Origin of the sequence: Paractinoplanes globisporus DSM 43857, from assembly GCF_000379645.1 — a bacterium.
GTDB classification, from domain to species: Bacteria; Actinomycetota; Actinomycetes; order Mycobacteriales; family Micromonosporaceae; genus Actinoplanes; species Actinoplanes globisporus.
This window is the reverse complement of sequence record NZ_KB903301.1, coordinates 1-23,913: the sequence shown is the minus strand read 5'-3', so window position 1 is coordinate 23,913 and position 23,913 is coordinate 1. Positions and strand designations below refer to the sequence as shown.

The following is a 23,913-nucleotide window of genomic DNA, read 5'->3' as shown; positions in this document are numbered from 1 at the left end:
TCGGGGCCCGGGCGCGCTTTCTCAGTGGCCCATCAAGCGGGCGCGGGTCCTCTGCATCTCGGCGAGTTCCTCCTCGGACAGGGCGGCCATCGCCGCTTCTCGGCCGCGGCTCATCTCGGCCAGTTCCTCCTCGCTGAGGTGGGCGGTCGCCTCGTGGCGGTCGCGGTTCATCTGCTCGATCTGCTCGGGCGTCAGGGGCCGGTTCATCGTGACCATCTCCTCGATCAACGTGACGAATTGCGACGGCTCCGGGTCGTCCAGCCGGCTCAGGAGGCCGAGCAGGCTCAGCCGTACGTGCTTGGCCTGCCGGATGCGTTCCTCGGTCTCGGCCAGCTGGCGGCGCAGGATCTCCCGGGGATCCTCACCGCCGGCCGCGAGGGCCGCCGCGATGTCCCGCAGGGAGAGGCCGAAGCCGCGCAGCGCGAGGATCGTGTGCAGCCGGCGCACGTCGTCGCCGGTGTAGCACCGGTGCCCGCCGGCCGTCCGCGACGACGGCACCAGCAGACCCAGACGGTCGTAGTGGTGCAGCGCGCGCACGGTGACGCCGGTGGCCCGGGCGAGTTCCCCGATCCGCCATTCCCGCTGCTCGGTCATTGTTTCCCTCCCTCCGCGGTGTGTCTCGAACGCTAGGTCCTGACGCTGCGTCGGGTTCAAGCCCAAATCTTTTCCGATTCCGCGGCAACCTTTCGGCGCCCTCCGACCACTAGATCACGTACGACGATGATCTGGAGGAGTGCACGGATGAAGCACGCAAGGACCTTTGTCCGGCGGCGGGCCGTTCTCGCCGGCGGGTTCGCGGTCGTGGTGGCCGCGGCGGCCGGGATCACCGCCACGGCGTTCGCGGGCAGCTCGGCCGCGGCGTTCGGCGACGACTTCGAGGACGGGAACTCGTCGGGATGGTCCAAATCGGGCGGATCCTGGGCGGTCGTCGCGGACGGAACCTCGGTGCTGCGGCAGTCGGATGCCGGGAGCGCGCTGGCGCGCCAGTTCGCGGGGGACAGCGGGTGGACGGACTACACGCTCACGGCGTCGGTGAAGGCGGTGTCGCTGACCGGGACCGGGGCCGCCGCGGGGATCGCCGCGCGGGCGGGCGGGGCCCATCAGTTCGATCGGCTGGTGCTGGCGCCGGGAGTGGCCCGGCTCGAGGAGGTACGAGGGTCGGCCGTGACCGTGCTGGGGAGCGTGGCGCTGTCGTCGGCGGCGAGCGGCTGGCACACGCTGAGGCTTGACGTCGTTGGTAAGACCGTCAGCGGGTTTGTCGATCAGGTACCGGTCGGGAGTGGAGCCACGACGCTGACGTCGGGGCGGATCGGGCTGCTCACTTCCTCGGCGGCGGCCGCGTTCGACGACATCTCGGTCAACGGTCTTACCTCCGTACCGTCAAATGCGTCGCCCAGCGCGACCACCGCCTCCCCTTCGGTATCGCCCAGCGCGACCACCGCTTCCCCCTCGATATCGCCGAGCGCGACCGCCACGGCCTGGCCGACGCCGACCGGGACCACCACGCTCACCGCGACCAAGACGGTGAGCGGGACCTTCGACGGCGGGAACGGCGAGTTCATCGGGGGCGGCGACCTCGGGGACGGCGGGCAGGACGAGGGGCAGGACCCGCTGTTCGAGCTGGCGGACGGCGCGACGCTGGCCAACGTCGTCATCGGCGCTCCGGCCGCGGACGGCGTGCACTGCAAGGGCAGCTGCACCCTGCGCAACGTGTGGTGGCTCGACGTGGGTGAGGACGCGGCGACCTTCAAGGGGACGTCGGCGTCGCAGACCATGACCGTCGTCGGCGGCGGCGCGATGCACGCCTCGGACAAGGTGTTCCAGCACAACGGGCCGGGCACGTTCATCATCGAGAACTTCCAGGCCGCGGACATCGGCAAGCTCTACCGGTCGTGCGGCAACTGCTCGAAGCAGTTCGCCCGGCACGTCGAGGTGTCCGGCGTGACCGTGACCGCCCCGCTCAAGACGCTGGTCGGCATCAACCCGAACCTCGGCGACACCGCCACGATCACCGGCGCGACCATCGTCGGCGGCACCGCGAAGAACGTGTGTGCCCTGTTCACGGGCGTGACCGGCGGCGAGCCCACGCAGACGAGCAACGTCCCGGACGGCGTCGCCTGCGTGGCCACCGGCATCACGCTCAAGTAGACCGGCCGTGGGGCGCGGCGGAGCCCCACGACCCCGGCGCACCGGCCCAGGGCTTCAGCCCGGCTCTGGGCCGGTGTGCCGTTCTCATGTCGACGTGTTGACGGCACGCATTGACGCGGTCGACGTCGACGAGTCAATACGAGAGCCGCAGCGCGCCCGGGGCCGTCGCCGGCACGGCCGGGCGGATCGGCGCCACCGCCGCGACCGGGCGGTACGGCTCGCCCATCGGTGGCCGCGGGTCGTCGCCGCCGGCGTTGGGCCACATGGCGATCGCGCGCTCGGCCAGCGCCGTGATGGTCAGCGACGGGTTCACCCCGAGGTTGGCAGCGACCGCCGAGCCGTCGACCACGTGCAGGCCCGGATGTCCGTAGAGCCGATGATAGGGGTCTATCACCCCGCGCTCGGCGTCGGGTCCGATCGCGCAGCCGCCGATGAAGTGGCCGGTCGCCGGGCGGCCGATGAGCTCGGTGACGGCGCCCAGCGGCACGCCGTCGATCTTCTCGGCCACCCGCCTCGCCACGTCGTGCGCGGCCGGCACCCACACCGGGTTGGGCTCGCCGACGCCGGGACGGCTGCGCAGGCGGCCCCGCCGGGTGTACAGCGTGATCGAGTTGTCCAGCGGCTGCATCCCGAGCAGCACGATCGTCTGCTCCGACCAGCGCCTCGGGGAGACGAACAGGCGCAGGTCCTTTCCCGCCCGCGCCAACTGTTTGAGGCCGGCGATCGGGCGCGAGCGTCCTTTGGTGTCGTCCACCAGCACGGTGGAGAGCATCGCGAGCAGATTGCTGCCCCTGCCGTAGCGCACCGGCTCCACGTGCGTGGCCGCGTCCGGGTGGATCGAGGAGGTGATCGCCACGCCGCGGCTGAAGTCGCGGTCGCGCCGGCGCGTGCGGGCGCCGAGGATCGACTCCGAGTTGGTGCGGCTGAGCTCGCCGAGCCGCGCCGAGATGCCCGGCAGGCGACCCCGGTCGCGCAGGCGATGCAGCAAACGCTGGGTGCCCAGGGCCCCGGCTGCGAAAATCACCTGCCCGGCGGTCATCTCTCCCTTGGTGATTCCTCCGGATTTGCGCGTACGTACGGAGAACCCGCCCCCGGCCAGCGGGCGCACATCGGTCACCGTGGTGAGGGGCTTGACGGCGGCGCCCGCTCGTTCGGCCAGGTAGAGGTAGTTCTTGACCAGCGTGTTCTTCGCTCCCACGCGGCAACCGGTCATGCAGGAGCCGCACAGCGTGCACGGCCGGCGCTCCGGCCCGGCGCCGCCGAAGAACGGATCCGCCACCGGTCGGCCCACGCCGCCGCCGTCGCCGCGGAACTCGGAGATGTCGGGCGCCGCGGTGGTCTTGGAGGGCCCGGGCGCGGCGGCGGGTGCGGGCGCGGCGGCGGGAGCGGGCGTGGTGCCGGGAGCAGGCGTGGCGCCGGGTTGGGACCTGGTGCCGGGTTGGGGCGTGGTGCCGGGCGGCGGCGCGGCGGCGGGAGCGGGCGTGGTGCCGGGTTGGGGCGTGGTGCCGGGCGCGGGCGCGGCAGCGGGAGCGGGCGTGGTGCCGGGCGCGGGCGCGGCAGCGGGAGCGGGCGTGGTGCCGGGCGCGGGCGTGGCGGCGTACCGGGGCGTGGCGGCGGCCTGGGGCGCGGCGGTGAAGAGAACGCCGACCGGGGTGCGGCGGTAGGTGTGTGCGACGCCGAGGTCTTCCGCCACTGCGCGCAGAGCCTCGTCGGACGGGGTCTCGACCGGGTTGGTGGTGACGCCGAGCATGCGTTTGGCCTGGTCGTAGGCGGGGGCCAGCTCGGCCTTCCAGTCGGTGATCGCGGACCACTGTGGATCGGCGAAGAAGGCGTCGGGTGGCTCGTAGAGGGTGTTGGCGTAGCCGAGGGAGCCGCCGCCCACCCCGGCCCCCGACATGATCATGGCGTGCTTGAGGAGGGTCAGCCGGAGGATGCCGTAGCAGCCCAGCGCCGGGGCGTACAGGTAGCGGCGCAGTCGCCAGGAGGTCTTGGCGAACTCGTCGTCGGCGAAGCGGCGGCCCGCCTCCAGGACGGCGACCCGGTAGCCCTTCTCGGTCAGCCGCAGCGCGCTGACGCTGCCGCCGAAGCCCGAGCCGATGATGACGACGTCGTAGTCATGCGCCATGGCGTACGGTGGCATCGCTGTTGGCGTGATGTCAACAAGATGCCGGAGGCGCGATGAATCACGACAGGCGGGGCAGCGGCAGCCCGATCGTGCTCCTCCACGGCATCGGCAGCCGCTGGCAGGTCTGGAGCCCGGTGCTCGACCGGCTCGCGGCCCGGCACGAGGTGATCGCGCTCGATCTGCCGGGCTTCGGGGCCAGTGCGGCGGACGGCGGTTCGGGAACGGTGGAGCACCTTGCCGATCGGGTCGCGTCGTTCCTGTCCGATCGCGAGCTGGAGCGTCCGGTCGTCGGCGGCAGCTCGCTGGGTGGCGCCGTCGCCCTGGAGCTGGGCCGGCGGGGCGTCGCGCGGTCGGTGGTCGCCTTCTCTCCGGTCGGCTTCTTCGGCAACGTGGGTGCGGCCTGGTGTCGTACGGTCGTGAATGCGGCCCGGGCCGGCGGCGCGACGCTGAGCCCGGCCCTCCCGCGTCTTTTCGCCACCCGGTCCGGGCGGATCGTGCTGTGCGGCGTCTTCTACGGCCATCCGGCCTCGCTCGATCCCGGCGACTGCCTGGCCGATGTCCGGGCGCTCGTGGCCGCACCGGGTTTCGCCACCGCGCGGCGGCGGCTGGGGGAGTGGCGGATGACCGAGCCGATGCCGGACGTACCCGTCACGATCGCCTGGGGTGACCGGGATCTGGTGCTGCCCTATCGGCAGGCGGCCCGGGCCCGGCGGGTCCTGCCGCACGCCCGCCACGTGCGGCTCGCGGGCTGCGGCCATCTCCCGTTCGCGGATGACCCGGAGACCTGTGCGCGGCTTCTGCTCGAGGCCGCCTGAGATCCTATTGGCACACTGCCAACAGGCTGCTACGTTCGGGCGCAGGAAGAGCGACGCCGTCCGGGCGCGCCGAGAGGGGACGCGATGAGCCAGCCCCGCACCATCGTCACGCTCGAATCTACCATCCTCGATGAGGGCGGCGGCTCGATCCCGCCGGCGGTCGCGCGGCACCTCGACGACCCGGAAAGCCTGCTGGTCATGGTGGACGGCGACGAGCGAACCTCCCGCGGGGAGGACGGCGGCGGTAACGACGCGCCCCCGGCCGACGCCCCGGCCGTTGACTCGCCTCCGGCCGAGGAAACGCCGGACGGCGAGGACGGTGGCGGCAACGACGCACCCCCGGCCGAGAGACGGGGCGAGGACGGCGGCGGCAACGATGCGCCCCCGGCCGACGCCGCGACCGTCGGAGCGGACGCGGCCGCCCGGCGATGAGGGACGGCGACGCGCCCTCCTTGCCGAAGACGGGCGGGCCGCGGATCGTCATCATCGGCGCCGGATTCGGCGGAATCGCGGCGGCCCGGGCGCTGCTCGTGGCCGGGTACCGGGACGTCGTGCTGCTGGAGAAGGGCCCGCGGATCGGCGGCGTCTGGCGGGACAACACCTATCCGGGATGCGCCTGCGACATTCCGGCGCCGCTCTATTCGTACTCGTTCGCGCTGAATCCGGAGTGGTCGCGGCGCTTTCCCCCGCACGAGGAGATTCTCGGCTATCTGGAGCGGACCGCATCCAGCCTCGGCGTGACCGAGAAGGTGCGTTTCGGCGTGGAGGTGACCGAGGCGTGCTGGGATTCCGGCGCCGGTCGCTGGCGGGTGCGCACGAGCGACGGCGAGGAGATTCCGGCGGACATTCTGGTGCCGGCCGTGGGGCAACTCAGCCGTCCATCGGTGCCGTCGCTGCCGGGCGCGGAACGATTCACGGGCCCGGCATTGCACACCGCACGCTGGGATTCCGGACTGCGGATCGAGGGCAAGCGGGTCGCCGTCGTCGGCACCGGCGCGAGCGCCGTTCAGCTCGTCCCGGCGATCGCGGGACGGGCGGAAAGCGTCACCGTTTTCCAGCTCAGCGCGCCCTGGACGCTCCCGAAGCCGAACCGGCGATATGGGGCGGCGCGCCGGGCCGCGTACCGGATGATGCCCCGACTGATGCATCTGCCCCGAGCCGGCACCTGGGCCATGACCGTCGTCACCGGAAAGGCGGTGACCGGAAATCGCGCGGCCGGCCTTCTCCTGCGCGGCATTTCGACGGCGCAGCGGCGGTGGCAGGTGCGGGATCGCGGGCTGCGCGAACGGGTCACGCCGGCCGAGCCGATGGGCTGCAAACGGGTGCTGTTCACCAGCGACTGGCTGCCCACCCTCGCCCGCGAGAACGTCGATCTGGTCACCGAGAAAATCGTCGAGGTGACGGCCGAGGGCCTCCGGACCGCCGACGGCTGCCTGCATGGTTGCGACCTCATCGTGTACGCCACGGGATTCGCGGCCACCGAATTCCTGGCGCCCATGCGGATCACCGGCCGGGACGGCCGCACCCTGGACGAGGAATGGCGCGACGGGGCGTACGCGCATCTGGGTGTCGCGGTTCCCGGGTTTCCCAACCTGTTCCTCATGTACGGCCCGAACACCAACACCGGCAACACGTCGGTCATCTATTTCCACGAGGCGCAGGCCCGCTATCTCGCGCAGGCCGTGCGCCGGATCGCGTCGTCGGGCCGCCCGATGGAGGTACGGCCGGAACGGGCCGCGGCCTTCGACGGCGAGATGCAGAGGCGGCTGGCCGTGAGCGTCTGGACCGGTTGCCAGAGCTGGTATCGGACGGCGACCGGCCGGGTGGTCACGAACTGGCCGGGAATGGCGTCCGAGTATCGCCGCCGAACGGCGCGCCTCGATGTCTCCGATTACCTGCCCGGCCGCCGGTAGGACCGGCGGCCGGGCGAGTCGACGCCCTCAGGCGGGAGTGACGACGTAACGCACGCCCGGCCGCGCCGAGAACGACACCCGATCGCCGGAGGGCGAGGCGGCGACCGTACGGGCGGAATTGCCGTCGGCCAACCGGAAGGCCGACCCGAACAACGCGTTTCGCAGGGTGACCGGCCCGGCCTGGCCGGCCGTCACCGCGATCTCGCGAGCCGCCCCGGCCTCCCACGCGATGTCGACCGTCAGGTCGCCGCGGGCCCGCAATCCGCTCACCCGGCCGCGCGCCCACACCGACGGCAGCGCCGGCAGGATGTGCGTCTCGTCGCCGTGCGATTGCAGCAGCATTTCGATGACGCCCGAGGTCGCGCCGAAATTGCCGTCGATCTGGAATGGCGGATGCGTGTCCCACAAATTCGTCAGTGTGCTCGTCTTCAGCTGTTCGCTCAGCATGAGGTGGGCGTGATCGCCGTCGAGCAGGCGCGCCCAGAAATTGATTTTCCACGCCTTGCTCCACCCGGTGCCGCCGTCGCCGCGGGCGCGCAGGGACACCTCGGCGGCCCGGGCGAACTCCGGCGTCGCGGCGGGCGAGATCTGCCGGCCGGGGTGCAGCGCGTAGAGGTGCGAGACGTGGCGGTGGTCGTCGGCGGGGTCGTCCCAATCGCCCTTCCACTCCTGAAGCTGGCCCCACGAGCCGATCCGGGTGCCGGGGTCGAGCCGTTTCAGGGCGGCCGCCACCTCGTTGCGCACGCGCTTGTCGCCGAGAACCGTGGCGGCCTCGACCACGTTCGTGAACAGGTCGAAGACGATCTGCTGGGACATCGACGCGCCGGCCGAGAAATCCCCGTGCTCGGGCGAATAGCTGGGGGAGCAGACCAGGGTGCCGTCGCGCGGGTCGACGACGAGCTCGTCCAGCCAGAATCGGGCCACGTCGCGCATGACCGGGTAGGCGCGGTCGCGCAGGAAACGTCGGTCCAACGTGAACCGGTAATGGTCATACAGATGCTGACACAGCCACGCGGCCGCCTCCGGGAACCAGAACGCGGTCGGCCAGTCGTGGACGCCCGTGAACCCGTACGGGTTGGTCTCGTTGTGCACCGCGAAGCCCGGGTTGCCGAACATCTCCTTCGCGGTCACGGCACCGGGCGCGCGCAGGGCGTCGACGAAATCGAACAGCGGCCCGGTCGTGTCGCCGAGATTGGCCGGATCGGCTGGCCAATAGTTCATCTGCAGGTTGATGTTCACGTGGTAGTCGGCGCTCCAGGGCGCGGCGTCGTACTTGTTCCACACGCCCTGCAGATTGGCGGGCAGGGCCGCGTTGTCCCGCGAGGACGCGATCAGCAGGTATCGGCCGTACTGGAAGAACAGGGCCTCGAGAGCTCGATCCGCCGGGCTGTCCGCGCCCTGATAGGCGGCGAGGAGCTCATCCGTCGGCACGGGCGGCATCTCCTGCCCGATGTCGAGGCTCACCCGCCCGAACAGCGACCGATGGTCACGCACGTGGGCGGCCAGCAATTTCTCGTACGGCCGGGCGGCCGCGCGATCCAGATCGGCGGTGACCCGGCGATGCGGATCGGTCCCGCGATAGCTCGGGTATTCGTCGGAGTAATCGGTGCCGGCCGCGATGAGAATCGTCGCCCGGTCCGCGCCCGCCACGGTGACCGAGCCGTCCGCGTTGTCCGTCCGGGTGCCGCCGCTGGTCAGGATCCGCGCCTGGCCCTCGAACCGGAGCCCGTTGTCAATCAGCGCCCCCGCCACCGTGATCCGGCCGTTCCGCGCGGTCGTCGTCGCCGTGCGGTTCGCCGGCACCGCGACGGCGGCCGTGAAGGCGACCCGCCCCGGCTCGGACGCGCTCAGCCGCACGACGATCACCCGATCCGGGTTGCTGACGAAGTGCTCGCGAAGGTGCCGGACGCCGTCGGCCGCGTACGACACCCGCGCCACCGCCGTGCCGAGGTCGAGCTCGCGCCGATAGTCGGTCGCGGTCGTCTCGGCCAAGGTCAGCGTGAGATCGCCGAAGCTCTGGTAGCTCCCGTAGCCGTAGCGCGCCTGCCCGAGCGCCGCCGCGACCTCCTCCGGCGCCACCCGTTCCCGCTCGTTGATCGCCTGCTGCACCCCGGCCAGCGCCCCCGGCCGCGGCTCCCGCCAGTTGCCGAAGTCGTACCCCTCGGAGCCCGGCCCGCCGCTCCACAGCGTCTTCTCGTTGAACTGGATCGACTCCGCGCTCACCTGCCCGAACACCATCGCGCCGAGCGTGCCGTTCCCGATCGGCAGCGCCTGGCTCTCCCAGTCGGCGGCGGGCTCGTCGTACCAGAGAGTCAACGCGCCCGGTTTCTCGCCGGGAGCGCCCAGGGCCACCCTCGGCGCCGCCGCCGACGCCACGACCGCCGCTCCCGTCCCCGCCAGCACGGTTCGCCGGGACACCGCCCGGTTCGTCAGTGATTGCACGTCCCCACCCCCAAAGATCGGCACACGTCAATGTCCTCTGGGAGGGTACGGCCGGATCGCAGTGAGAGGAAAGGGCTTACCTGGCGGCGAGGCGCTGCAGTTGCCCGGTGTGCACGTCGCTCACCCATTCCCAGCCGGGCTTGGCCGACGGGCCGACGCGCGGGTCGGCGGGATCCCGATCGTCGCGCAGGGCGTGCACGTACGCCCGGTCCTGGTCGATCCGTGCCCGCACCTGGCCGGCACCGCCGACCGACCCGTGGCCCGGGATCACGACGTCGACGTCGGCCGCCATGCCCTCGAACAATCGCAGGGCGGCAAGGTAGTCCTCGATCGGATCCGCCGTGCCGTTCAGGTCGAGCATCGGGATCAGGACGTCGGACAGCATGTCACCGGCGACGAGGACTCCGCGCTCCTCGATCACCAGCGCCGCGTGCCCCGGGGCGTGCGCCCGATGCTCGATGATGCGTATCGCCGGGCCGTTCCACGGGATCGTCGCCGCCCCGGCGGGCAGGCCGGTGATGAGACCGAGCAGATCGAGCGAGACGTCCTCGGGGATGCCGAACCGGCGCGGATCGATCCCGCCCGCCAGCCGCTCCCGGACGGTAGCGGCGCAGCGCTCGGTGCCGTGCCGGGGCGCCGTGCCGAGCCCGGCGTGCCAGAGCAGGTGATCCCAATGCGGATGCGTCGAGAAGCCGGCCACCACGGTATGCCCCAGGTCGGACAGGTCGCTCGCCAGCCCCGCCATCTCCGCCTCGTGCACCCCGGCATCGATCAGCAGCACGCCGGCCGCGCCCCGCACGACGACGGCGTTGCTCTGGCAGAACTTGCTCTCGTGGACCAGCACACCCTCGGCAACCTGCGTCAGCACGGGCCCGCCTCCTTCGCCTCACCAAGGGCGTCACGCCCATCCGATCATTCTCTCCGACGAGCAGGAACCGGGGGCTGGCGCCGTTCAAAGCGGCGGGGACATCACGGTCCACAACAGACAGTTGGGTAACTTTTCAACCAGTATCGCCCCATGCGTAAAAAGGACCTTATGGACCGAACCTTCGCGGTAGAGCGATCAGCCACCCCCGGTGCGCGGATGAGCACGGATCGCTCGTACGGGCTACACGAGATTCCATCTTTGCAGGCCGCGACGGGTGTAGGTTGCACTTTGCCAGGTGTCTATGTGACACCTTCACTCTGCTGGCTGTCAGATTGTTACTCGTCAGTCCGTGACCGCATCCGCCGGACGAAAGGTTCTGAGATGGTTCTACGACGATGCTTGCCAGCGTTACGCGCAGTAGCAGAAGGATACACTCCAGATCGCATATCACATTTTGCTAGCCAGCAGACTGAAGCTTGCGCTGCGAGGGAGATGATCGGAAATGGCTGAATCCGTGGACCCTGCGGTCCAACGGTTGGCCCTCCGGCTGCAGCTTCGTCAGCTCCGCGTCGGCGCGACACTCACGCAAAAGGACGTCGCGAAGCAGCTGGAATGGTCACCCTCGAAAATCCTCCGCATCGAGAGCGGCGAGAACGGCGTCAGTGCCACCGACCTCCAGGCCCTCCTGAGGATCTACAAGGTCACCGACCCGCGCCGGACCGAGGAACTGACCAAATTGGCGCGGGAGGGACGAAAGCCGAGTACAAGCAGCTACGACGACGTGCTCAGCAAGGAGATCCAGCTTCTCCAGCGTTACGAGAAGGCCGCGTCGATCATCCGGCAATTCGAGCCGATCGTCGTTCCCGGCCTGCTGCAGACGAGGGAGTACGCCGAGTCCATCCTGCGTCTGTACGCCTCGCCCGACGATTCCGAGCGAGTCATTCAACGTCGCATCGAGTCCCGCTTGGAACGCCAGGAACTGCTCGAGCGCGATGATCCGCCAGAAATGTTCTTCATCCTCGACGAGGCAGCGGTTCGCCGCCGGATCGGCTACGAGGCGGGCGGAGACGCCGGCCGCTCCGTGATGCGCCAGCAGATCGAATACCTCAAGAAGATCAATGAGCATCCGCGGATCACCATTCAGATCATGCGATTCCTACTCGGCGGTTACCAGGGAATGCGGGGCCCGTTCGTCGTGATCGAATTTGCCGAGGCCGCACTGAACGACCTTCTCTACCTGGAGACCGTCGACGGCGAGTACATCAAGCAGGAGGAGCCGTCCGACACCCGGCCCTACCTGGAGCAGTTCTGGGAGATGGAGTCCGTCGCGACGGCCAAGGACGAGTTGAACGACCTGCTCGACGACGTCCTCCGCAGCATGGACAGCGACGAGGCCGGGGAGTTCGGCAGCGTCACGACCTAGCAAGCCATGGTGAACGGCCTCTTTCGATTGTTCGGAGTGGCAAATGGTTGCGCCAGCGCTCAGTGCCGAGATCGCGATGGTTCGCGGCCGGACGGGTCGAGCGGGGCCGTTCACTCCTCTGCCGGTGGCTGGCCATGCTTAGGATCCGCAGACCCGACGAGTCCCCCGACGAGATGCCGCAAACCCTGTGGCAGTTCCTGGGGTATGCCCTCCGCCTGGTCGTGGAGAAGGTTCTCGGCGACTGGGCTCGAACCCTGCAACTCTGGCTGCTCGGGGTCCTGCCCATCCTGGTGGTCTTCGGCGCGGCCGCCCTCGTCGTCGGCGCCGTCCATCCGAGCCCGCAGGGCTGGGGAGTCGTTGCCGGCACCATCTTCAGCGTGGCGGCCGGGGTGTCCCTTTCCCGCGGGGTTGCCCGGCGCGTGCGAACTCGCCGTTCGAGGCGTCTCAGCGGTGCCGCCACGCCTCCGTCAGGCGACGAAAAGCCGACGAAAGGAGGCCAATGACCGGTGGGCCGCCGACCAACCCGAGAAGCAGGGCAAGCGCGGACCGCACGACACCGATGGCAGCCGGATCCCCTCGCCAGACGACAGAGGCCAGCACATGACCAGCGCCGAAGGCCAGGATCCCGACAGCCAGCAGAGACAGCACCGCGAACAACGCCGCGAGCGGCGAGTCGTCCCACAACTCGTCGGCGGTGTCCTCCGCCGGCACCGGCGTTGTCGGTGATGGCACGGCACCTCCTCTGCTCACGCCGATCGCCGCGGACGTCGACCGGCAGATGCGTCGGGCGTGGGCCAATTTTGCCTCATCACCGGTTCTCGGCAACCCCCCCAAGCGGTCGACGTAGTGCGGCTGATCTGCACACAATGGTATTGATCTATGCAATTCCTTACACTGGCGATGTCCGCCCAAGTACCGTCCGAAAAGGTGTCCGCGAGGCGCGCTACGCCGATCGGCTTACCGCAGCGAGGAGGGCCTGTGGCTGACATCGAGGAAACCTCGGGAGGCTGGAGGAAGAGCACCAGAAGCTCCCAGGGGAACTGCGTCGAGGTCCACATCGGCGGCACGGTCAAGATCAGAGACACAAAAGATCAAGAGGGCCCGATGCTCTTGGTTTCGCGCGAGGCTTGGCAAGCGTTTATCGACGGCGTGCGCAATGGGGAATTCGACCTCGACTGAACACGGTCGGCTATCCGACATGCCGGACGCCCGCACAAGCCCTCGAACGGGAGGCCCGGTGGCGCCCGGGCGGGGGCGCCACCGGGATTTGGGGCACGCCTGGAACGGTCAGGCGCTGATCACCGCGACTCCCCTCGCGGCGAGGGTGGGCGCCGACGGGGACAGGGCCGAGATGTCGACCGGGTCGTCGGTGCGGTTGATGAGGAAGCGGAAGTCGCCGCGCTGGGCCAGCTCGACGCGGCCGCGCAGGTCGGCGGGCAGGTCGGGGGTCAGGCCGGCGCGCTCGGCCAGGTCGGTGAGGATCACGCCCAGGCCTTCGGGGCCGAGACGCGTCGACACGTACGCGGCGGAGCCGTTGCCGACGGCGCGGCGGGTCACGGCGGGGCGCCCCGCGACGTCGCCGGACTTGTAGGAGGCGAGGACCTCGACGGCCGGGTCGGTGACGTCGATGCGGTCGGTCCACATGGTGCCGGTCAGACCGTTGTCCAGGTGGGCCCGCTCGTTGTCCGGCAGCGGGGCGAACTCCTCGATGCGGATGCCGAGCAGGTCGCGTAGCGCGCCGGGGTAGCCGCCCAGCCACACCTGGTCGCGCTCGTCGACGATTCCGGAGAAGTACGTCGTGACCAGGTGGCCGCCGCCCGCAACATACGCCGAGAGCCGTGTGGACAGGGAGGCCGGGACGACATACAGGACCGGGGCGATCACGACGTCGTACGCGGAAAGGTCGGTGGAAAGCGGAACCACGTCGGCGCGGAACCCTTGGTCCATCAGCGCGACATACCAATCGAAGGCCTCCCGGCGGTAGCGGAGGCGGTTGGTGGGGTGCGAGTCGAGCTCGGACGCCCACCAGGACTGCCAGTCGAAGACGATCGCGACGCGTGCCGGCGTGCGCGGCGAGCCGGCGACCGGGGCGAGCTCCTTCAGCCGATCCCCCAGCGCGACGACCGAGCGGAAGAGCGCACTGTCGGCGCCGGCGTGCGGCAGCATCGACGAGTGGTACTTCTCGGCGCCGCCCCTGGACTGGCGCCACTGGAAGAAGCAGACCGCGTCGGCGCCGTGGGCCACGTGCAGCAGCGAGTCGCGTTCCAGTTCGCCGGGGCGCTTGGCCAGGTTGATCGGCTGCCAGTTGACGGCGCTGGTCGAGTGCTCCATGAGGAACCAGGGGCGGCCGCCGGCGATGTTGCCGACCAGGTTGGCCGAGAACGACAGCTCGTCGGCCGAGCGCGGGCCGGGCTGCCGGTAGTGGTCGTTGGAGACGAAGTCGACCTCGGCGGCCCAGTCGGCGTAGTCCATGTTCTTCGACTCGCCCATGACCATGAAGTTGGTGGTGACCGGCACGTCCGGGGTGAATGACCGTAATACCTCTCGCTCCGCGATGAGATAGTCCTTCAGCGCATCGGACGAAAAGCGCTTGAAGTCGAGCTGCTGGCCGGGGTTGGGGTGGGTGGCGGCCTGCCGGGGCGGGAGGATCTCGTCCCACGCGGTGTAGCGCTGCGACCAAAAGGCGGTGGCCCAGGCGTCGTTGAGCGCGTCGATCGTCTTGTAGCGATCCTGCAGCCAGGCACGGAAGGCACGCGCCGCGTCGTCCGAGTAGTCGAAGACGTTGTGGCAGCCCAGCTCGTTGTTGACGTGCCAGGCCGTCAGCGCCGGGTGATCCTGATAGCGGGACGCGATCGCGCGGACCAGGCGCAGGGCGTAGGTGCGGAACACCGGCGAGGTCGGCCGCCAGTGCTGCCGCCCACCCGGCCAGATCGTGTTGCCCTGCTTGTCGACCGGCAGGATCTCCGGGTGCGCAAGAGTCAGCCACGGCGGCGGCGACGCGGTCGCGGTGGCCAGGTCGACCAGGATCCCGTTGGCGTGCAACAGGTCCATCGCCTCGTCGAGCCAGCCGAAATCGAAGGACCCGTCGGCCGGCTCGATCCGCGCCCAGGAGAAGATCGCGAGCGAGACGATGGTGACGCCGGCCTCGCGCATGCGCCGGACGTCGTCGTCCCACACCTCGCGCGGCCACTGGTCGGGGTTGTAGTCGGCGCCGTACTCGAGGCGGGGTGTGCCGTCACGACGCAGCCAAGGGGTGGAACTCACACGATCTCCCTGCGGAAAAGCGGGGGCCCGCCCCGGAGAACGGGCCCCCGCGGTGTCACTTGACGGTGAAGCCCTGGTCGTTTCCGTACTTCGCGGACTGGTCCTGCCACGCTTTCAGGCCGTCGGCGAGGGTGGTGTTCGAGACGTACGCCTTGCCGACGGTGTCGTTGAAGATGCTGTTCGAGTAAACCTGGAACGGCAGGTACGACCAACCGGTGACGACGTTCGCCGCGGACTTCGCGAAGATCGCGTTGGCCTTCTGGCCGCCGAAGTACGGGAACGCCTTGTCCAGGAACTGCTGGTCGCTGAGCTGCTTGGTGGTGGCCGGGAAGGCGCCGTTGTCGACGCGGATCTGCACGCCGTCGCCGTCGTTGGCGTACTTCATGAAGCCGTACGCGAGGGCCTTGTTGCCGCCCTTGTCCATGATGGCGAGCGAGCTGCCGCCGTTCTCCGCGCTGGCGTTGGCGCCGGCGGTCCACTGCGGCATGTCGGCGACCCGCCACTTGCCCGAGCCGCTGGGCGCGCTCGAGGTGAAGTTCGCGGGCATCCACGCGCCGGTGGGCAGGGTGGCGATGGTGCCGTTGGCGATGCCCTGGAACCACTGGTCGGTCCAGCCGGAGATCGGGGCGACCAGCTTCTCGCTGATCAGCTGCTGCCAGAGCTGGGTGTAGGTCATGCTGCCCTGGTCGGCGAAGTTGATCGTCACGTTGGTGCCGTCCACCTGATAGGGCTTGCCCCCGGCCTGCCAGACCATGCTGGTCGTGAAGCCGGCGTCACCGGTGTCGCTGGTGATGTAGACCTTCGGGTCGGCCTTGTGGATCTTGCGGGCCGCGTCGAGGTACTCCTGCCAGGTGGTGGGCACCTTCACGCCGTACTTGTCGAAGACGTCCTTGTTGTAGAACAGCGCCATCGGGCCGGAGTCCATCGGCAGGCCGTAGATGTCGCCGCCGGAGTGCACGGAGCTCCACGGGCCGGGGGTGAAGTCGGCCTTGAGGTCCTCGGCGCCGTACCCCTTGAGGCTGGTCAGCGCCTTGCCCAGGGCGAACTGCGGCAGCGCGTAGTACTCGATCTGCGCGACGTCGGGGACGCCCTTGCCCGCCGCCACCGCGTTCTGCAGCGCCTTGTACTGGTCATTGCCCGTGCCCGCGTTGACCAGATTCACCTTGACGTTCGGGTATTTTTCCTGAAATTTCGTGACGACCTGTTTCAGGGTCGGCTCCCAGGCCCAGACGGTCAGCGTGCCGCCCTTGTCCAGGGCCGCGGTCACGTCCGCGTCGGAGACCGTGCCGGACGACGATGAGCCGGAGGAATCGGACGCGTCCGAGCCACCGCAACCGGCCAGGGCCAGGGTCAGAGCGGCGGCCGCCGCCACTGCGGGCAACAATTTGCGCATGAGGGGTCCTTTCATTCTTTGACGCTTCCGGCGGCGAGGCCGGACTGCCAGTAGCGCTGGAGCAGGAGGAAAGCCGCGAGCAGCGGCAGGATCGTGAGGAGCGATCCGGTGACCACGAGGTTGAAGACCGCCTGGCCGCCCGCGGTGGCCGACTGCGCGTTCCACGCGTTGAGGCCGATCGTGAGCGGGTACCAGTCCGGGTCCTTCAGCATGATCAGCGGCAGGAAGTAGTTGTTCCAGGTCGCGACGATGCTGAAGAGCAGGACCGTGACGATGCCGGGAGCGAGCAGCGGCACGGAGATACGGAAGAAGGTGCGGAACTCCCCGGCGCCGTCGACCCGGGCCGCCTCGAGGATGTCGTCGGGCACGGCCTGGGCCGAAAAGGTCCACATGAGGTAAAGGCCAAACGGCGTGACCAACGAAGGAATGATCACGGCCCAAGGAGTATCGGTAAGACCGAGCTTGGCGAACATGAGGAACTGCGGGACGGCGAGGGCGGTGCCCGGTACGGCGACCGCGCCGATGACGGTGGCGAAGACGCCCTTGCGCCCCGGGAAGTCGAACTTCGCGAGACCGTAGCCGGCCAGCGCGGCCAGGAACGTGGCACCGCCCGCGCCCACGACGACGTACAGCAGCGTGTTGCCCAGCCATCGCAGGAAGATGCCGTCGTCGTACGTCAGCGTCTGTTTGATGTTGTCGAAGAGGGCGAAGTGCCCGTCGTCGAACCAGAGCCCGAACGAGGTGAACAGCCCGTCCTGGGTCTTGGTCGAGTTGATCACGAGCCAGGCCAGCGGCACCAGCGTGTAGAGCGCCATCAGCGCGGTCAGGATCGTGAGGGTCAGACTTTTCTTGCGCCGGGGACTTTTCCGCACGCTCGAAGCCATTGCCTTCGTACGCGCCGGTGAGCGCAACGCCGTGGTCATCAGCTCTCCCTCGTGCCGCGAAGCTGCACGACGTAGGCGATGACCATCACGATGACGCCCATGATGATCGCTACCGTGGCGGCGTAGTTGTACTGCTGGCCGGAGAAGGACAGCGCGTAGGCGTACAGGTTCGGGGTGAAGAACGTGGTGATCGCGTTGGGCGCCAGCGGCTTGAGGATGGCCGGCTCGGTGAACAGCTGGAAGCTGCCGATCACCGAGAAGATCGTGGCGATCACGAGCGCGCCGCGGATGGCCGGCAGCTTGATCGCCCGGATGATCCGGAACTGGCCGGCGCCGTCGATCTCGGCCGACTCGTAGAGCGTGTGCGGCACGGTCCGCAGCGCCGAGTAGAAGATCAGCATGTTGTAGCCGACGAACTCCCAGGTCACGATGTTGCCGATGCTCGCGAGCACGAGGTGCGGGGAGAGCGGGTCGGGCAGCGTGACGTGCAGGGCGTCGTTGATGTTGCCGATCAGGCCGAACCGTGCGCCGTACATGAAGCCCCAGAGCAGGGTCGCGACCACGGCCGGCACCGCGTACGGCAGGAAGATCGTCACCCGGAAGAAGGACCGGCCGTAGAGCCGCCCGGAGTCGATCGCGAGCGCGACGAGCAGGGCCAGGAACAGCATGATCGGCACCTGGACGACCAGGAACAGCGCTACCCGGCCGAACGCCGACCAGAACTGCGAGTCCTGCAGGGCGCGCTGGTAGTTCTCGAGGCCGACGAACGAGTTCCCGCCGATGAGGCGGTTGCGGAACAGGCTCAGGTAGATCGAGTACGCGATCGGTGCGAGGAAGACCAGCGCGAAGACCACCATGAAGGGGCCGACGAACTGCCAGCCCTTCCAGGAGCGCCGCCGTCGCCGGGCGGCCGGTGGCGCCGCGGCCGGGATTGATGCCATACCCTCACCTTTCCGCACTATTGCCGGATGTTTGCGTAAACATTCTTAACCGTCGTCGCCGTGTGCGGTTGTGTTTCATTGTGTTTCGCGACGTTGGCTCACGTGATGTTTACGTAAACATCGAGGTGATAGTTTCACCGCGTGCACGGATCGTCAAGCAGTCCCGAAGCTTCTCCCCATCGCCGCACCCGCGGGGTGTCGATGGCCGACGTCGCGCGCCTGGCCGGGGTGTCCTCGCAGACCGTCTCGCGGGTGTCCACCGGCCATCCCGGCGTGGTCGAGTCGACCCGCCGGCAGGTGCTGGAGGCCATGCGCCAGCTCGGTTACCGGCCGAACAGCGCCGCACGGGCGCTGAAAAGAGGAACATTTCGCACCATCGGCGTCATCCTGTTCACCCTGGCGACCACCGGCAACAGCCGCACCGTCGAGGCGATCGCGGCGCAGGCCGCCCAGGAGGGGTACGCGATCACGCTGATCCCGGTGGCCGTGCCGACCCAGGACGGGGTGCTCGGCGCGTTCACCCGGCTCGGCGAGCTCGCGGTCGACGGCATCATCGTGATCATGGAGGTGCATCTGCTCGACGCGGCCAACCTCGTCCTGCCGCCGGGCGTGCAGGTCGTGGTCGTCGACTCGGACGCCGGTGACCGGTACCCGGTCGTCGACACCGACCAGGCCGACGGCGCCCGGCAGGCCGTACGGCACCTGCTCGACCTCGGCCACCGCACGGTCTGGCACGTGACCGGCCCGGCCGAGTCGTTCTCGTCGGAGCGGCGCGCACAGGCCTGGCGGAACGTGCTCGAGGAAGCGGGGCGTGAGGTGCCGCCGGTCCAGCGGGGCGACTGGTCGGCCGCCTCGGGCTATCGAGCGGGGCTGGCGCTGGCCGGGGAGCCGTCCTGCACGGCCATCTTCGCGGCCAACGACCAGATGGCGCTCGGCGTGCTGCGGGCGCTGCACGAGCGCGGCCGGCGGGTACCGGCCGACGTCAGCGTGGTCGGCTTCGACGACATCCCGGACGCGGGGTCCTACCTGCCGCCGCTGACCACGGTCCACCAGGACTTCGCCGAGGTGGGCCGGCGCTGCGTGCACGGGCTGCTCGAGCAGATCCGCGACGAGCGCGCCGAGCCGGGCACGGTCCTGGTGCCCACGACCCTGGTCGTGCGGGAGAGCACGGCTCGCCCGTCAGGCCTCGTCGGCTAACAGTCGGTACGGCTTCGGGAACCACGCCCAGTGGTCGTCGCACCAGGCCAGGCCGTCGTAGGAGAGCCCGGCCGTCCGATCGGGCGCGACGTAGCGCCAGGCCGCCCACACCCGGGCCGGCAGCAGCAGGCCGGTGATCTCGCGGTAGCCGTCCGGGAACTCGTCGCCGAGGGTCCCGGCCGGCGCGACGTGGATCTCCACGGTGGCGCCGGGGTCGGGATGCCGGAAATCGAGCGGCCCGGCCCACAGCTCCTCGTAGCGCCGCCGCGCCCGGTCGACCGCCGACGGGTCGAACGTCTTGGCGTAGTCCTCGTCCCGGGGGCGCAGCTCGCGCAGGGCGACGCCGGTGCGGTCGACGGCGATCGCCCGCAGCATCGGCTCCAGCTGCAGGCGCAGGACGGTGACCGACACCCGTTCCTCGGCGGCGTCGGCCATCTCGCGCCACGCGTTCTCGACGGCGGCCAGCCGTTCCGGGTCGAAGCGGGCCGGATCGGCGCGGTAGGCGGCCCAGCCGCGATCGTGCACGAAGCGCGGTTCGGGCCGGGCGCGGGCGTCGGCGAGACAGTCGGCGGCCTCGGCGAGCCAGGCGCGGCGCTGCCGGTCGTCGGGGGTCCGGCCGGCCCGTGCGGCGAGCAGGTCGGCCGCCAGGACCAGGTCGCCCACGTCCATGAGGTCGTCCTCGCCGGTCGGCAGCGGTTCGACCGTGAGACTCGCCTCCGGAATGCCCGGGCCGTTGCGGGCGGTATGGGTGATCTTGACTGCGCCGCCGCCGGCCCGCACGCCGTGCGATCGCCCGTCGCGCGGGAAGCCCTCCAGGTCGAGAAACCAGGTGGCCTCCTCCGGGCGGTGCAGCCGGCCGGGCGGGAAGTGGTAACGCACCGGGCCCAGCGGGCGCACGTTGCCGCGTACCACGTCGGGTGGCAGCCGCTCGGAGGGGCGCACGTCGAAGCCGCGGTCGTGCCCGCGTGCGGCCAGGCCGAGGATCGGGAGCGCGAGCAGGCCGAGCGGGTCGAACTCCCACTCCTCGCGACGGTAGTAGTGCTCGTGACACCGCAGGGCGGCCGCGAGCGCCGCGTCGAACGCCGCCTGCTCCGCGGCGGCCAGAAGATCAAGCAGCGGCCGTACGCGGAGAGCGACGAACTCGGGAGCGGCGACGGTCTCGGCCCGTTCCGCGAGGGCCGTGCGGGCCGCCGCGATGGTCTCGGGGTCCGGCTCGGTGAGCGCACGGCCGACGGGGACCCAGAACTCGTCGCCGATCTCGCCGAGGCGCTCCAGCAGGGGCGGATGGGCCAGCACCTCGAGCGCCGTCTCGTCGCGCAGCGCCCGGCACACGCCGACGGCCGTCAGCCAGGTGCCCGGCGCGATCGCGGCGCCGCTGGCGGGGAACAGCCGCACGCCGTCGGTCACCGGCATCTCCAGGTGGCCGCCGGGGCGTACGGACGAAATGGCCGCGGCCGTCGCCGCCGCACACGCGGAGGCCAAGGCCTGGTCGCGGATTCGGGACTTGCCGAGCGCCGCGGTCAGGCAGGCGCGCTCCAGCTCGAGCTCCAGCAGGTCGAGCCCGTCCCGGCCGGTCTGCTCGCGCGACAGCACCGCCTGGCGGCGCTCCTCGACGAACGCCAGGGCCTCGGTCCAGCGCTCGGCGCTCACCGGACCTCCATCGTCGTCATCCCGTTCCCGTTCTCGTCTGGCGGCTGTCGAGCGGCTTGACGTGGTAGTAGACGACATCGGGCCGGGTCTTCGACAGCTCTGTATCCAGCCTGTGGCCGTATTGCCGCTCAAGCCTCCAAGCCATCCTTGACATCCGTCAATGGCGAGCGTGGGATGTTACCGGGAGGTAACGGCGATGATCACTTGGTCGAAACGCGCGGCGCTCGCCCTGGCTCTGGTGCTCCCCCTCGCGGCCGTCGGCCGGCCGGCCCTCGCCGCCGATCCTCCGGTCTGCACGGCGCCCGTGCCGAGCACCACCCAGCCGGGTTATCTGGTCGCCGACCCCGACTGCGAGATCACCGGCGCGCCCTTCACCGCCCTGCCGGGCGCCCGGGTCCACACCGGAATCAGCGCCGGGGCGGCGTACCGGATCGAGGTGCCCGACCACTGGAACGGGACGCTGGTCGTCTACGCCCACGGCTACCGCGGCGCGGGCACGGTGGTCTATGTGGACAATCCGGCGCTGCGCGCCCACTACATCGCCGAGGGGTACGCGTGGGCGGCGTCCAGCTACGCCACCAACGGCTACGACGTCGGGCAGGGCGTGCGCGACTCGTACGCGATGATCGGTCTTTTCCGCCAGGCGACCGGCGTTGCCGCGCGCAACGTGATCATGACAGGCGCCTCGATGGGCGGTCAGGTCACCGCGGTCGCGATCGAGACCTACCCGCGCTCGTTCGTCGGCGCGATGCCGTACTGCGGCGTGCTCGGCGACGTGCGGCTGTTCGACTACTTCCTGGACGCCAACGTGACGGCCGCGGCCCTGGCCAAGGTGCCGATCTCGTTCCCGCTGACGCCGCCGGCCGACTACCAGGACCAGTGGCGCGCCCAGGTCGCGGCCATGCTGCCCGCGCTGGGCGTCACCGCCGGCCGGCCGCCCTCGCTGACGGCCGCCGGCAAGACGTGGTCGGACGTGGTGGAGCGCCGCACGGGCGGCGTGCGGCCCGGCTTCGACAGCGCGTTCGCCTACTGGAACACGGCGACGTCGCTGGCGCCGCTCAACGACCTGCCGTTCCTCTTCGGGCTCTACCCGGGCCTGACCGGCGGCACGTCGAACATCGCGACGGGCAACGTCACCGACAACCGGGGGACGTTCTACCGCAGCACGTCGCGCCTGTGGCCCACCGCCGACGAATGGCGCCTGAACGCTTCGGTCCTCCGGGTGCGGCACACGGCTGTCGCTGATCCGGGCCTCGCGGGTATCCCGCGTGTCGACGGCAACCCGCGCATACCGGTGCTGTCCCTGCACGACATCGGCGACCTGTTCGTCCCGTTCTCGATGGAGCAGATCTACGCGGGCCGCGCCCTGGCCCACGGCAAGTCGTCGCTGTTCGTCTCACGGGCGATCCGCGGCACGGGGCACTGCGACTTCAACGCCCAGGAGCTGACGGAGGGGTTCGACGCTCTGACCGGCTGGATCCACACCGGTCATCGTCCGGCCGGCGACAACATCCTCAATCCGTCGGCGGTGGCGTCGCCGGCCTTCGGGTGCCGCTTCACCCGCGCGACGCACGCTGCTTTCGTGGCCCCGGCCTGCCCGGCGTAAGTCACGCCGTCTTGGTGCGCAGAGCGGGGCGTCTTGGTGCGCAGAGCGGGGCGTCTTGGTGCGCAGAGCGGTGCGTCCTGGTGCGCTGATCTTCCCCCGGAGGTGTGGACACCTTGAAACTGGGCGTTGATGTCCAGAGGAAGGGGTGTCCCTGGTGGGGCGTCCATCGAGGTTCATACCCGAGTTCAAGCGGGACGCGGTTGATCTGGTTCTGTCGTCCGGGCGGCCGGTCAACGATGTGGCCCGGGAACTTGGCGTCGGGAACGAGACCCTGCGGAACTGGGTGAACAAGCGCCGACGCCGGGCCGAGGTCGACGGGCAGGTCCAGGCGTCGCCGGCGGACAAGGACGCGGAGATCGCCCGGTTGCGGGCGCAGGTCGCCGAACTGCAGCAGGAGAAGCTGGTCCTGCGTAAGGCAGCCGCGTATTTCGCCAACGAGATGGATCGGTGACCAGCCGCTTGCGGTTCATCTGCGCCCACCGCGCCGAACCCGGCGTGAAGCGGTTGTGTCAGATCCTGGCTGTCTCGGCTTCCGGTTACTACCGGTGGCTGAACACGGAGCCCGCCCGGCAGGCCCGCGCGGCAGCCGAAGACCAGCTCGCCGTACGGATCCGGCAGGCCCACGAGCAGTCCGGCGGCGCCTACGGGTCACCGCGGGTCACCAGCGAACTGCGTGAGCAGGGCGTGCTGGTCAACCACAAACGCGTCGAGCGGGTCATGCGCCGCCGCGCGATCATCGGGATCCATCAGCGCCGCACGGTGCGCACCACCATCCCCGGCAGCAACGCGCCGGACGTGCCGGACCTGATCCGCCGGGACTTCACCGCCACCAGGCTGGATCAACGCTGGTGCGGCGACATCACCTACCTGCCGGTGGCCGGCGGCTGGCTGTACCTGGCCACCGTCATCGACATCGCCTCCCGACGCCTGATCGGCTGGTCCATCAATACCCATCTGCGCACCAGCCTGATCACCGACGCCCTCGACGCCGCCGTGACCGCCCGCAGCGGCCAGGTCACCGGGGTGATCTTCCACTCCGACCGCGGCACCCAGTACACCAGCAACGCATTCGCCCAAGCCTGCCAGCGGCACCAGATCCGCCGCTCGACGGGCCGGGTCGGCACCAGCTACGACAACGCCCTGGCCGAAGCGTTCTTCGCCACCCTCAAACGCGAACTCCAGATCAACCACCAAACCTGGACGTCCGAAGCCGACGCCCGCCGCGACGTGTTCCGCTGGATCGC

General features: G+C 70.0%; 20 protein-coding genes. 11 read left to right on the top strand and 9 right to left on the bottom strand.

The annotated features are described in order from the left end of the window. Positions 1 to 21: 21 nt before the first annotated feature. On the bottom strand, positions 22 to 594 hold the full coding sequence (locus A3CQ_RS52995; protein ID WP_020511839.1) for a MerR family transcriptional regulator: 573 nt from the start codon (positions 592 to 594) through the stop codon (positions 22 to 24). A gap of 147 nt (positions 595 to 741) precedes the next feature. Here A3CQ_RS52995 and A3CQ_RS0115425 point away from each other — a divergent pair, with 147 nt between their 5' ends. Continuing rightward, positions 742 to 2,148, top strand: a complete 1,407-nt coding sequence (locus tag A3CQ_RS0115425; protein ID WP_020511838.1) for a pectate lyase — start codon at positions 742 to 744, stop codon at positions 2,146 to 2,148. Between the two features lie 133 nt (positions 2,149 to 2,281). On the opposite strand, the gene A3CQ_RS59045 is transcribed toward A3CQ_RS0115425, so the two are convergent. Then, complete coding sequence (locus A3CQ_RS59045; protein WP_245577240.1) at positions 2,282 to 4,273, bottom strand: GMC oxidoreductase; 1,992 nt, start codon at positions 4,271 to 4,273, stop codon at positions 2,282 to 2,284. Positions 4,274 to 4,326: 53 nt separating this feature from the next. Here A3CQ_RS59045 and A3CQ_RS0115415 point away from each other — a divergent pair, with 53 nt between their 5' ends. The 3 genes from A3CQ_RS0115415 (at position 4,327) to A3CQ_RS0115405 (ending at position 7,001) form a co-directional block, all read left to right on the top strand. Continuing rightward, complete coding sequence (locus A3CQ_RS0115415) at positions 4,327 to 5,088, top strand: alpha/beta fold hydrolase (protein WP_020511836.1); 762 nt, start codon at positions 4,327 to 4,329, stop codon at positions 5,086 to 5,088. 84 nt (positions 5,089 to 5,172) lie between these two features. Further along, entirely contained in the window at positions 5,173 to 5,520 is a 348-nt protein-coding gene (locus A3CQ_RS0115410) for a hypothetical protein (RefSeq protein WP_020511835.1), read from the top strand. 20 nt (positions 5,521 to 5,540) lie between these two features. Continuing rightward, positions 5,541 to 7,001 (top strand): flavin-containing monooxygenase, encoded by a 1,461-nt coding sequence (locus tag A3CQ_RS0115405; RefSeq protein WP_020511834.1) that lies wholly within the window; start codon positions 5,541 to 5,543, stop codon positions 6,999 to 7,001. A 27-nt stretch (positions 7,002 to 7,028) separates the two neighbouring features. Here A3CQ_RS0115405 and A3CQ_RS0115400 read toward each other — a convergent pair whose 3' ends face one another. Next, the gene (locus A3CQ_RS0115400) at positions 7,029 to 9,443 is read right to left on the bottom strand and encodes a glycoside hydrolase family 95 protein (protein ID WP_211216601.1); all 2,415 of its coding nucleotides are present in this window, start codon (positions 9,441 to 9,443) and stop codon (positions 7,029 to 7,031) included. A gap of 76 nt (positions 9,444 to 9,519) precedes the next feature. Next, the gene (locus A3CQ_RS0115395; protein WP_020511832.1) at positions 9,520 to 10,311 is read right to left on the bottom strand and encodes an MBL fold metallo-hydrolase; all 792 of its coding nucleotides are present in this window, start codon (positions 10,309 to 10,311) and stop codon (positions 9,520 to 9,522) included. A gap of 502 nt (positions 10,312 to 10,813) precedes the next feature. On the opposite strand from A3CQ_RS0115395, the gene A3CQ_RS52980 reads away from it, so the two are divergent. The 3 genes from A3CQ_RS52980 to A3CQ_RS0115375 all read left to right on the top strand — a co-directional run bounded on the left by A3CQ_RS52980 (position 10,814) and on the right by A3CQ_RS0115375 (position 12,913). Continuing rightward, a complete protein-coding gene (locus tag A3CQ_RS52980; RefSeq protein WP_063713569.1) occupies positions 10,814 to 11,734 on the top strand; it encodes a helix-turn-helix domain-containing protein in 921 nt (306 codons plus the stop codon). A 134-nt stretch (positions 11,735 to 11,868) separates the two neighbouring features. After that, entirely contained in the window at positions 11,869 to 12,237 is a 369-nt protein-coding gene (locus A3CQ_RS60815; protein ID WP_157295920.1) for a hypothetical protein, read from the top strand. Between the two features lie 475 nt (positions 12,238 to 12,712). Continuing rightward, on the top strand, positions 12,713 to 12,913 hold the full coding sequence (locus A3CQ_RS0115375; RefSeq protein ID WP_020511828.1) for a DUF397 domain-containing protein: 201 nt from the start codon (positions 12,713 to 12,715) through the stop codon (positions 12,911 to 12,913). A 108-nt stretch (positions 12,914 to 13,021) separates the two neighbouring features. On the opposite strand, the gene A3CQ_RS0115370 is transcribed toward A3CQ_RS0115375, so the two are convergent. From A3CQ_RS0115370 to A3CQ_RS0115355, 4 genes are read right to left on the bottom strand one after another with little or no spacing between them, the layout of a single operon-like run. Continuing rightward, complete coding sequence (locus tag A3CQ_RS0115370; RefSeq protein WP_020511827.1) at positions 13,022 to 14,998, bottom strand: beta-galactosidase; 1,977 nt, start codon at positions 14,996 to 14,998, stop codon at positions 13,022 to 13,024. Positions 14,999 to 15,053: 55 nt separating this feature from the next. Continuing rightward, positions 15,054 to 16,391 carry an ABC transporter substrate-binding protein gene (locus A3CQ_RS0115365; protein WP_085944316.1) on the bottom strand — a complete coding sequence of 446 codons (1,338 nt, stop codon included), beginning with the start codon at positions 16,389 to 16,391 and terminating at the stop codon, positions 15,054 to 15,056. An 11-nt stretch (positions 16,392 to 16,402) separates the two neighbouring features. Further along, positions 16,403 to 17,275 (bottom strand): carbohydrate ABC transporter permease, encoded by an 873-nt coding sequence (locus A3CQ_RS0115360; RefSeq protein WP_020511825.1) that lies wholly within the window; start codon positions 17,273 to 17,275, stop codon positions 16,403 to 16,405. Positions 17,276 to 17,313: 38 nt separating this feature from the next. Then, the gene (locus A3CQ_RS0115355; RefSeq protein WP_020511824.1) at positions 17,314 to 18,216 is read right to left on the bottom strand and encodes a carbohydrate ABC transporter permease; all 903 of its coding nucleotides are present in this window, start codon (positions 18,214 to 18,216) and stop codon (positions 17,314 to 17,316) included. Positions 18,217 to 18,417: 201 nt separating this feature from the next. On the opposite strand from A3CQ_RS0115355, the gene A3CQ_RS0115350 reads away from it, so the two are divergent. Beyond that, positions 18,418 to 19,413: a LacI family DNA-binding transcriptional regulator gene (locus tag A3CQ_RS0115350; RefSeq protein WP_020511823.1), complete on the top strand. Its 996-nt coding sequence runs from the start codon at positions 18,418 to 18,420 to the stop codon at positions 19,411 to 19,413. On the opposite strand, the gene A3CQ_RS0115345 is transcribed toward A3CQ_RS0115350, so the two are convergent. Further along, positions 19,396 to 21,063: an Imm49 family immunity protein gene (locus A3CQ_RS0115345; protein ID WP_020511822.1), complete on the bottom strand. Its 1,668-nt coding sequence runs from the start codon at positions 21,061 to 21,063 to the stop codon at positions 19,396 to 19,398. The two genes, A3CQ_RS0115350 and A3CQ_RS0115345, sit on opposite strands and share 18 nt — an antisense overlap. Before the next feature lie 196 nt (positions 21,064 to 21,259). Here A3CQ_RS0115345 and A3CQ_RS0115340 point away from each other — a divergent pair, with 196 nt between their 5' ends. The 3 genes from A3CQ_RS0115340 to A3CQ_RS0115330 all read left to right on the top strand — a co-directional run. After that, positions 21,260 to 22,669, top strand: a complete 1,410-nt coding sequence (locus A3CQ_RS0115340; RefSeq protein ID WP_020511821.1) for an alpha/beta hydrolase family protein — start codon at positions 21,260 to 21,262, stop codon at positions 22,667 to 22,669. A gap of 154 nt (positions 22,670 to 22,823) precedes the next feature. Next, positions 22,824 to 23,120 carry a transposase gene (locus tag A3CQ_RS0115335; protein ID WP_040432469.1) on the top strand — a complete coding sequence of 99 codons (297 nt, stop codon included), beginning with the start codon at positions 22,824 to 22,826 and terminating at the stop codon, positions 23,118 to 23,120. Beyond that, a partial coding sequence (locus A3CQ_RS0115330; protein WP_020511819.1) for an IS3 family transposase occupies positions 23,117 to 23,913 on the top strand: 797 nt, incomplete at its 3' end. The genes A3CQ_RS0115335 and A3CQ_RS0115330, both read left to right, overlap by 4 nt.

What these genes read in the sequence shown, in the direction of transcription:
- A3CQ_RS52995 (WP_020511839.1), bottom strand. Translation starts at nt 594, where the DNA reads ATGACCGAGCAGCGGGAATGGCGGATCGGGGAACTCGCCCGGGCCACC.
- A3CQ_RS0115425 (WP_020511838.1), top strand. Translation starts at nt 742, where the DNA reads ATGAAGCACGCAAGGACCTTTGTCCGGCGGCGGGCCGTTCTCGCCGGC.
- A3CQ_RS59045 (WP_245577240.1), bottom strand. Translation starts at nt 4,273, where the DNA reads ATGGCGCATGACTACGACGTCGTCATCATCGGCTCGGGCTTCGGCGGC.
- A3CQ_RS0115415 (WP_020511836.1), top strand. Translation starts at nt 4,327, where the DNA reads ATGAATCACGACAGGCGGGGCAGCGGCAGCCCGATCGTGCTCCTCCAC.
- A3CQ_RS0115410 (WP_020511835.1), top strand. Translation starts at nt 5,173, where the DNA reads ATGAGCCAGCCCCGCACCATCGTCACGCTCGAATCTACCATCCTCGAT.
- A3CQ_RS52980 (WP_063713569.1), top strand. Translation starts at nt 10,814, where the DNA reads ATGGCTGAATCCGTGGACCCTGCGGTCCAACGGTTGGCCCTCCGGCTG.
- A3CQ_RS60815 (WP_157295920.1), top strand. Translation starts at nt 11,869, where the DNA reads ATGCTTAGGATCCGCAGACCCGACGAGTCCCCCGACGAGATGCCGCAA.
- A3CQ_RS0115365 (WP_085944316.1), bottom strand. Translation starts at nt 16,391, where the DNA reads ATGCGCAAATTGTTGCCCGCAGTGGCGGCGGCCGCCGCTCTGACCCTG.
- A3CQ_RS0115360 (WP_020511825.1), bottom strand. Translation starts at nt 17,275, where the DNA reads ATGGCTTCGAGCGTGCGGAAAAGTCCCCGGCGCAAGAAAAGTCTGACC.
- A3CQ_RS0115355 (WP_020511824.1), bottom strand. Translation starts at nt 18,216, where the DNA reads ATGGCATCAATCCCGGCCGCGGCGCCACCGGCCGCCCGGCGACGGCGG.
- A3CQ_RS0115350 (WP_020511823.1), top strand. Translation starts at nt 18,418, where the DNA reads ATGGCCGACGTCGCGCGCCTGGCCGGGGTGTCCTCGCAGACCGTCTCG.
- A3CQ_RS0115340 (WP_020511821.1), top strand. Translation starts at nt 21,260, where the DNA reads ATGATCACTTGGTCGAAACGCGCGGCGCTCGCCCTGGCTCTGGTGCTC.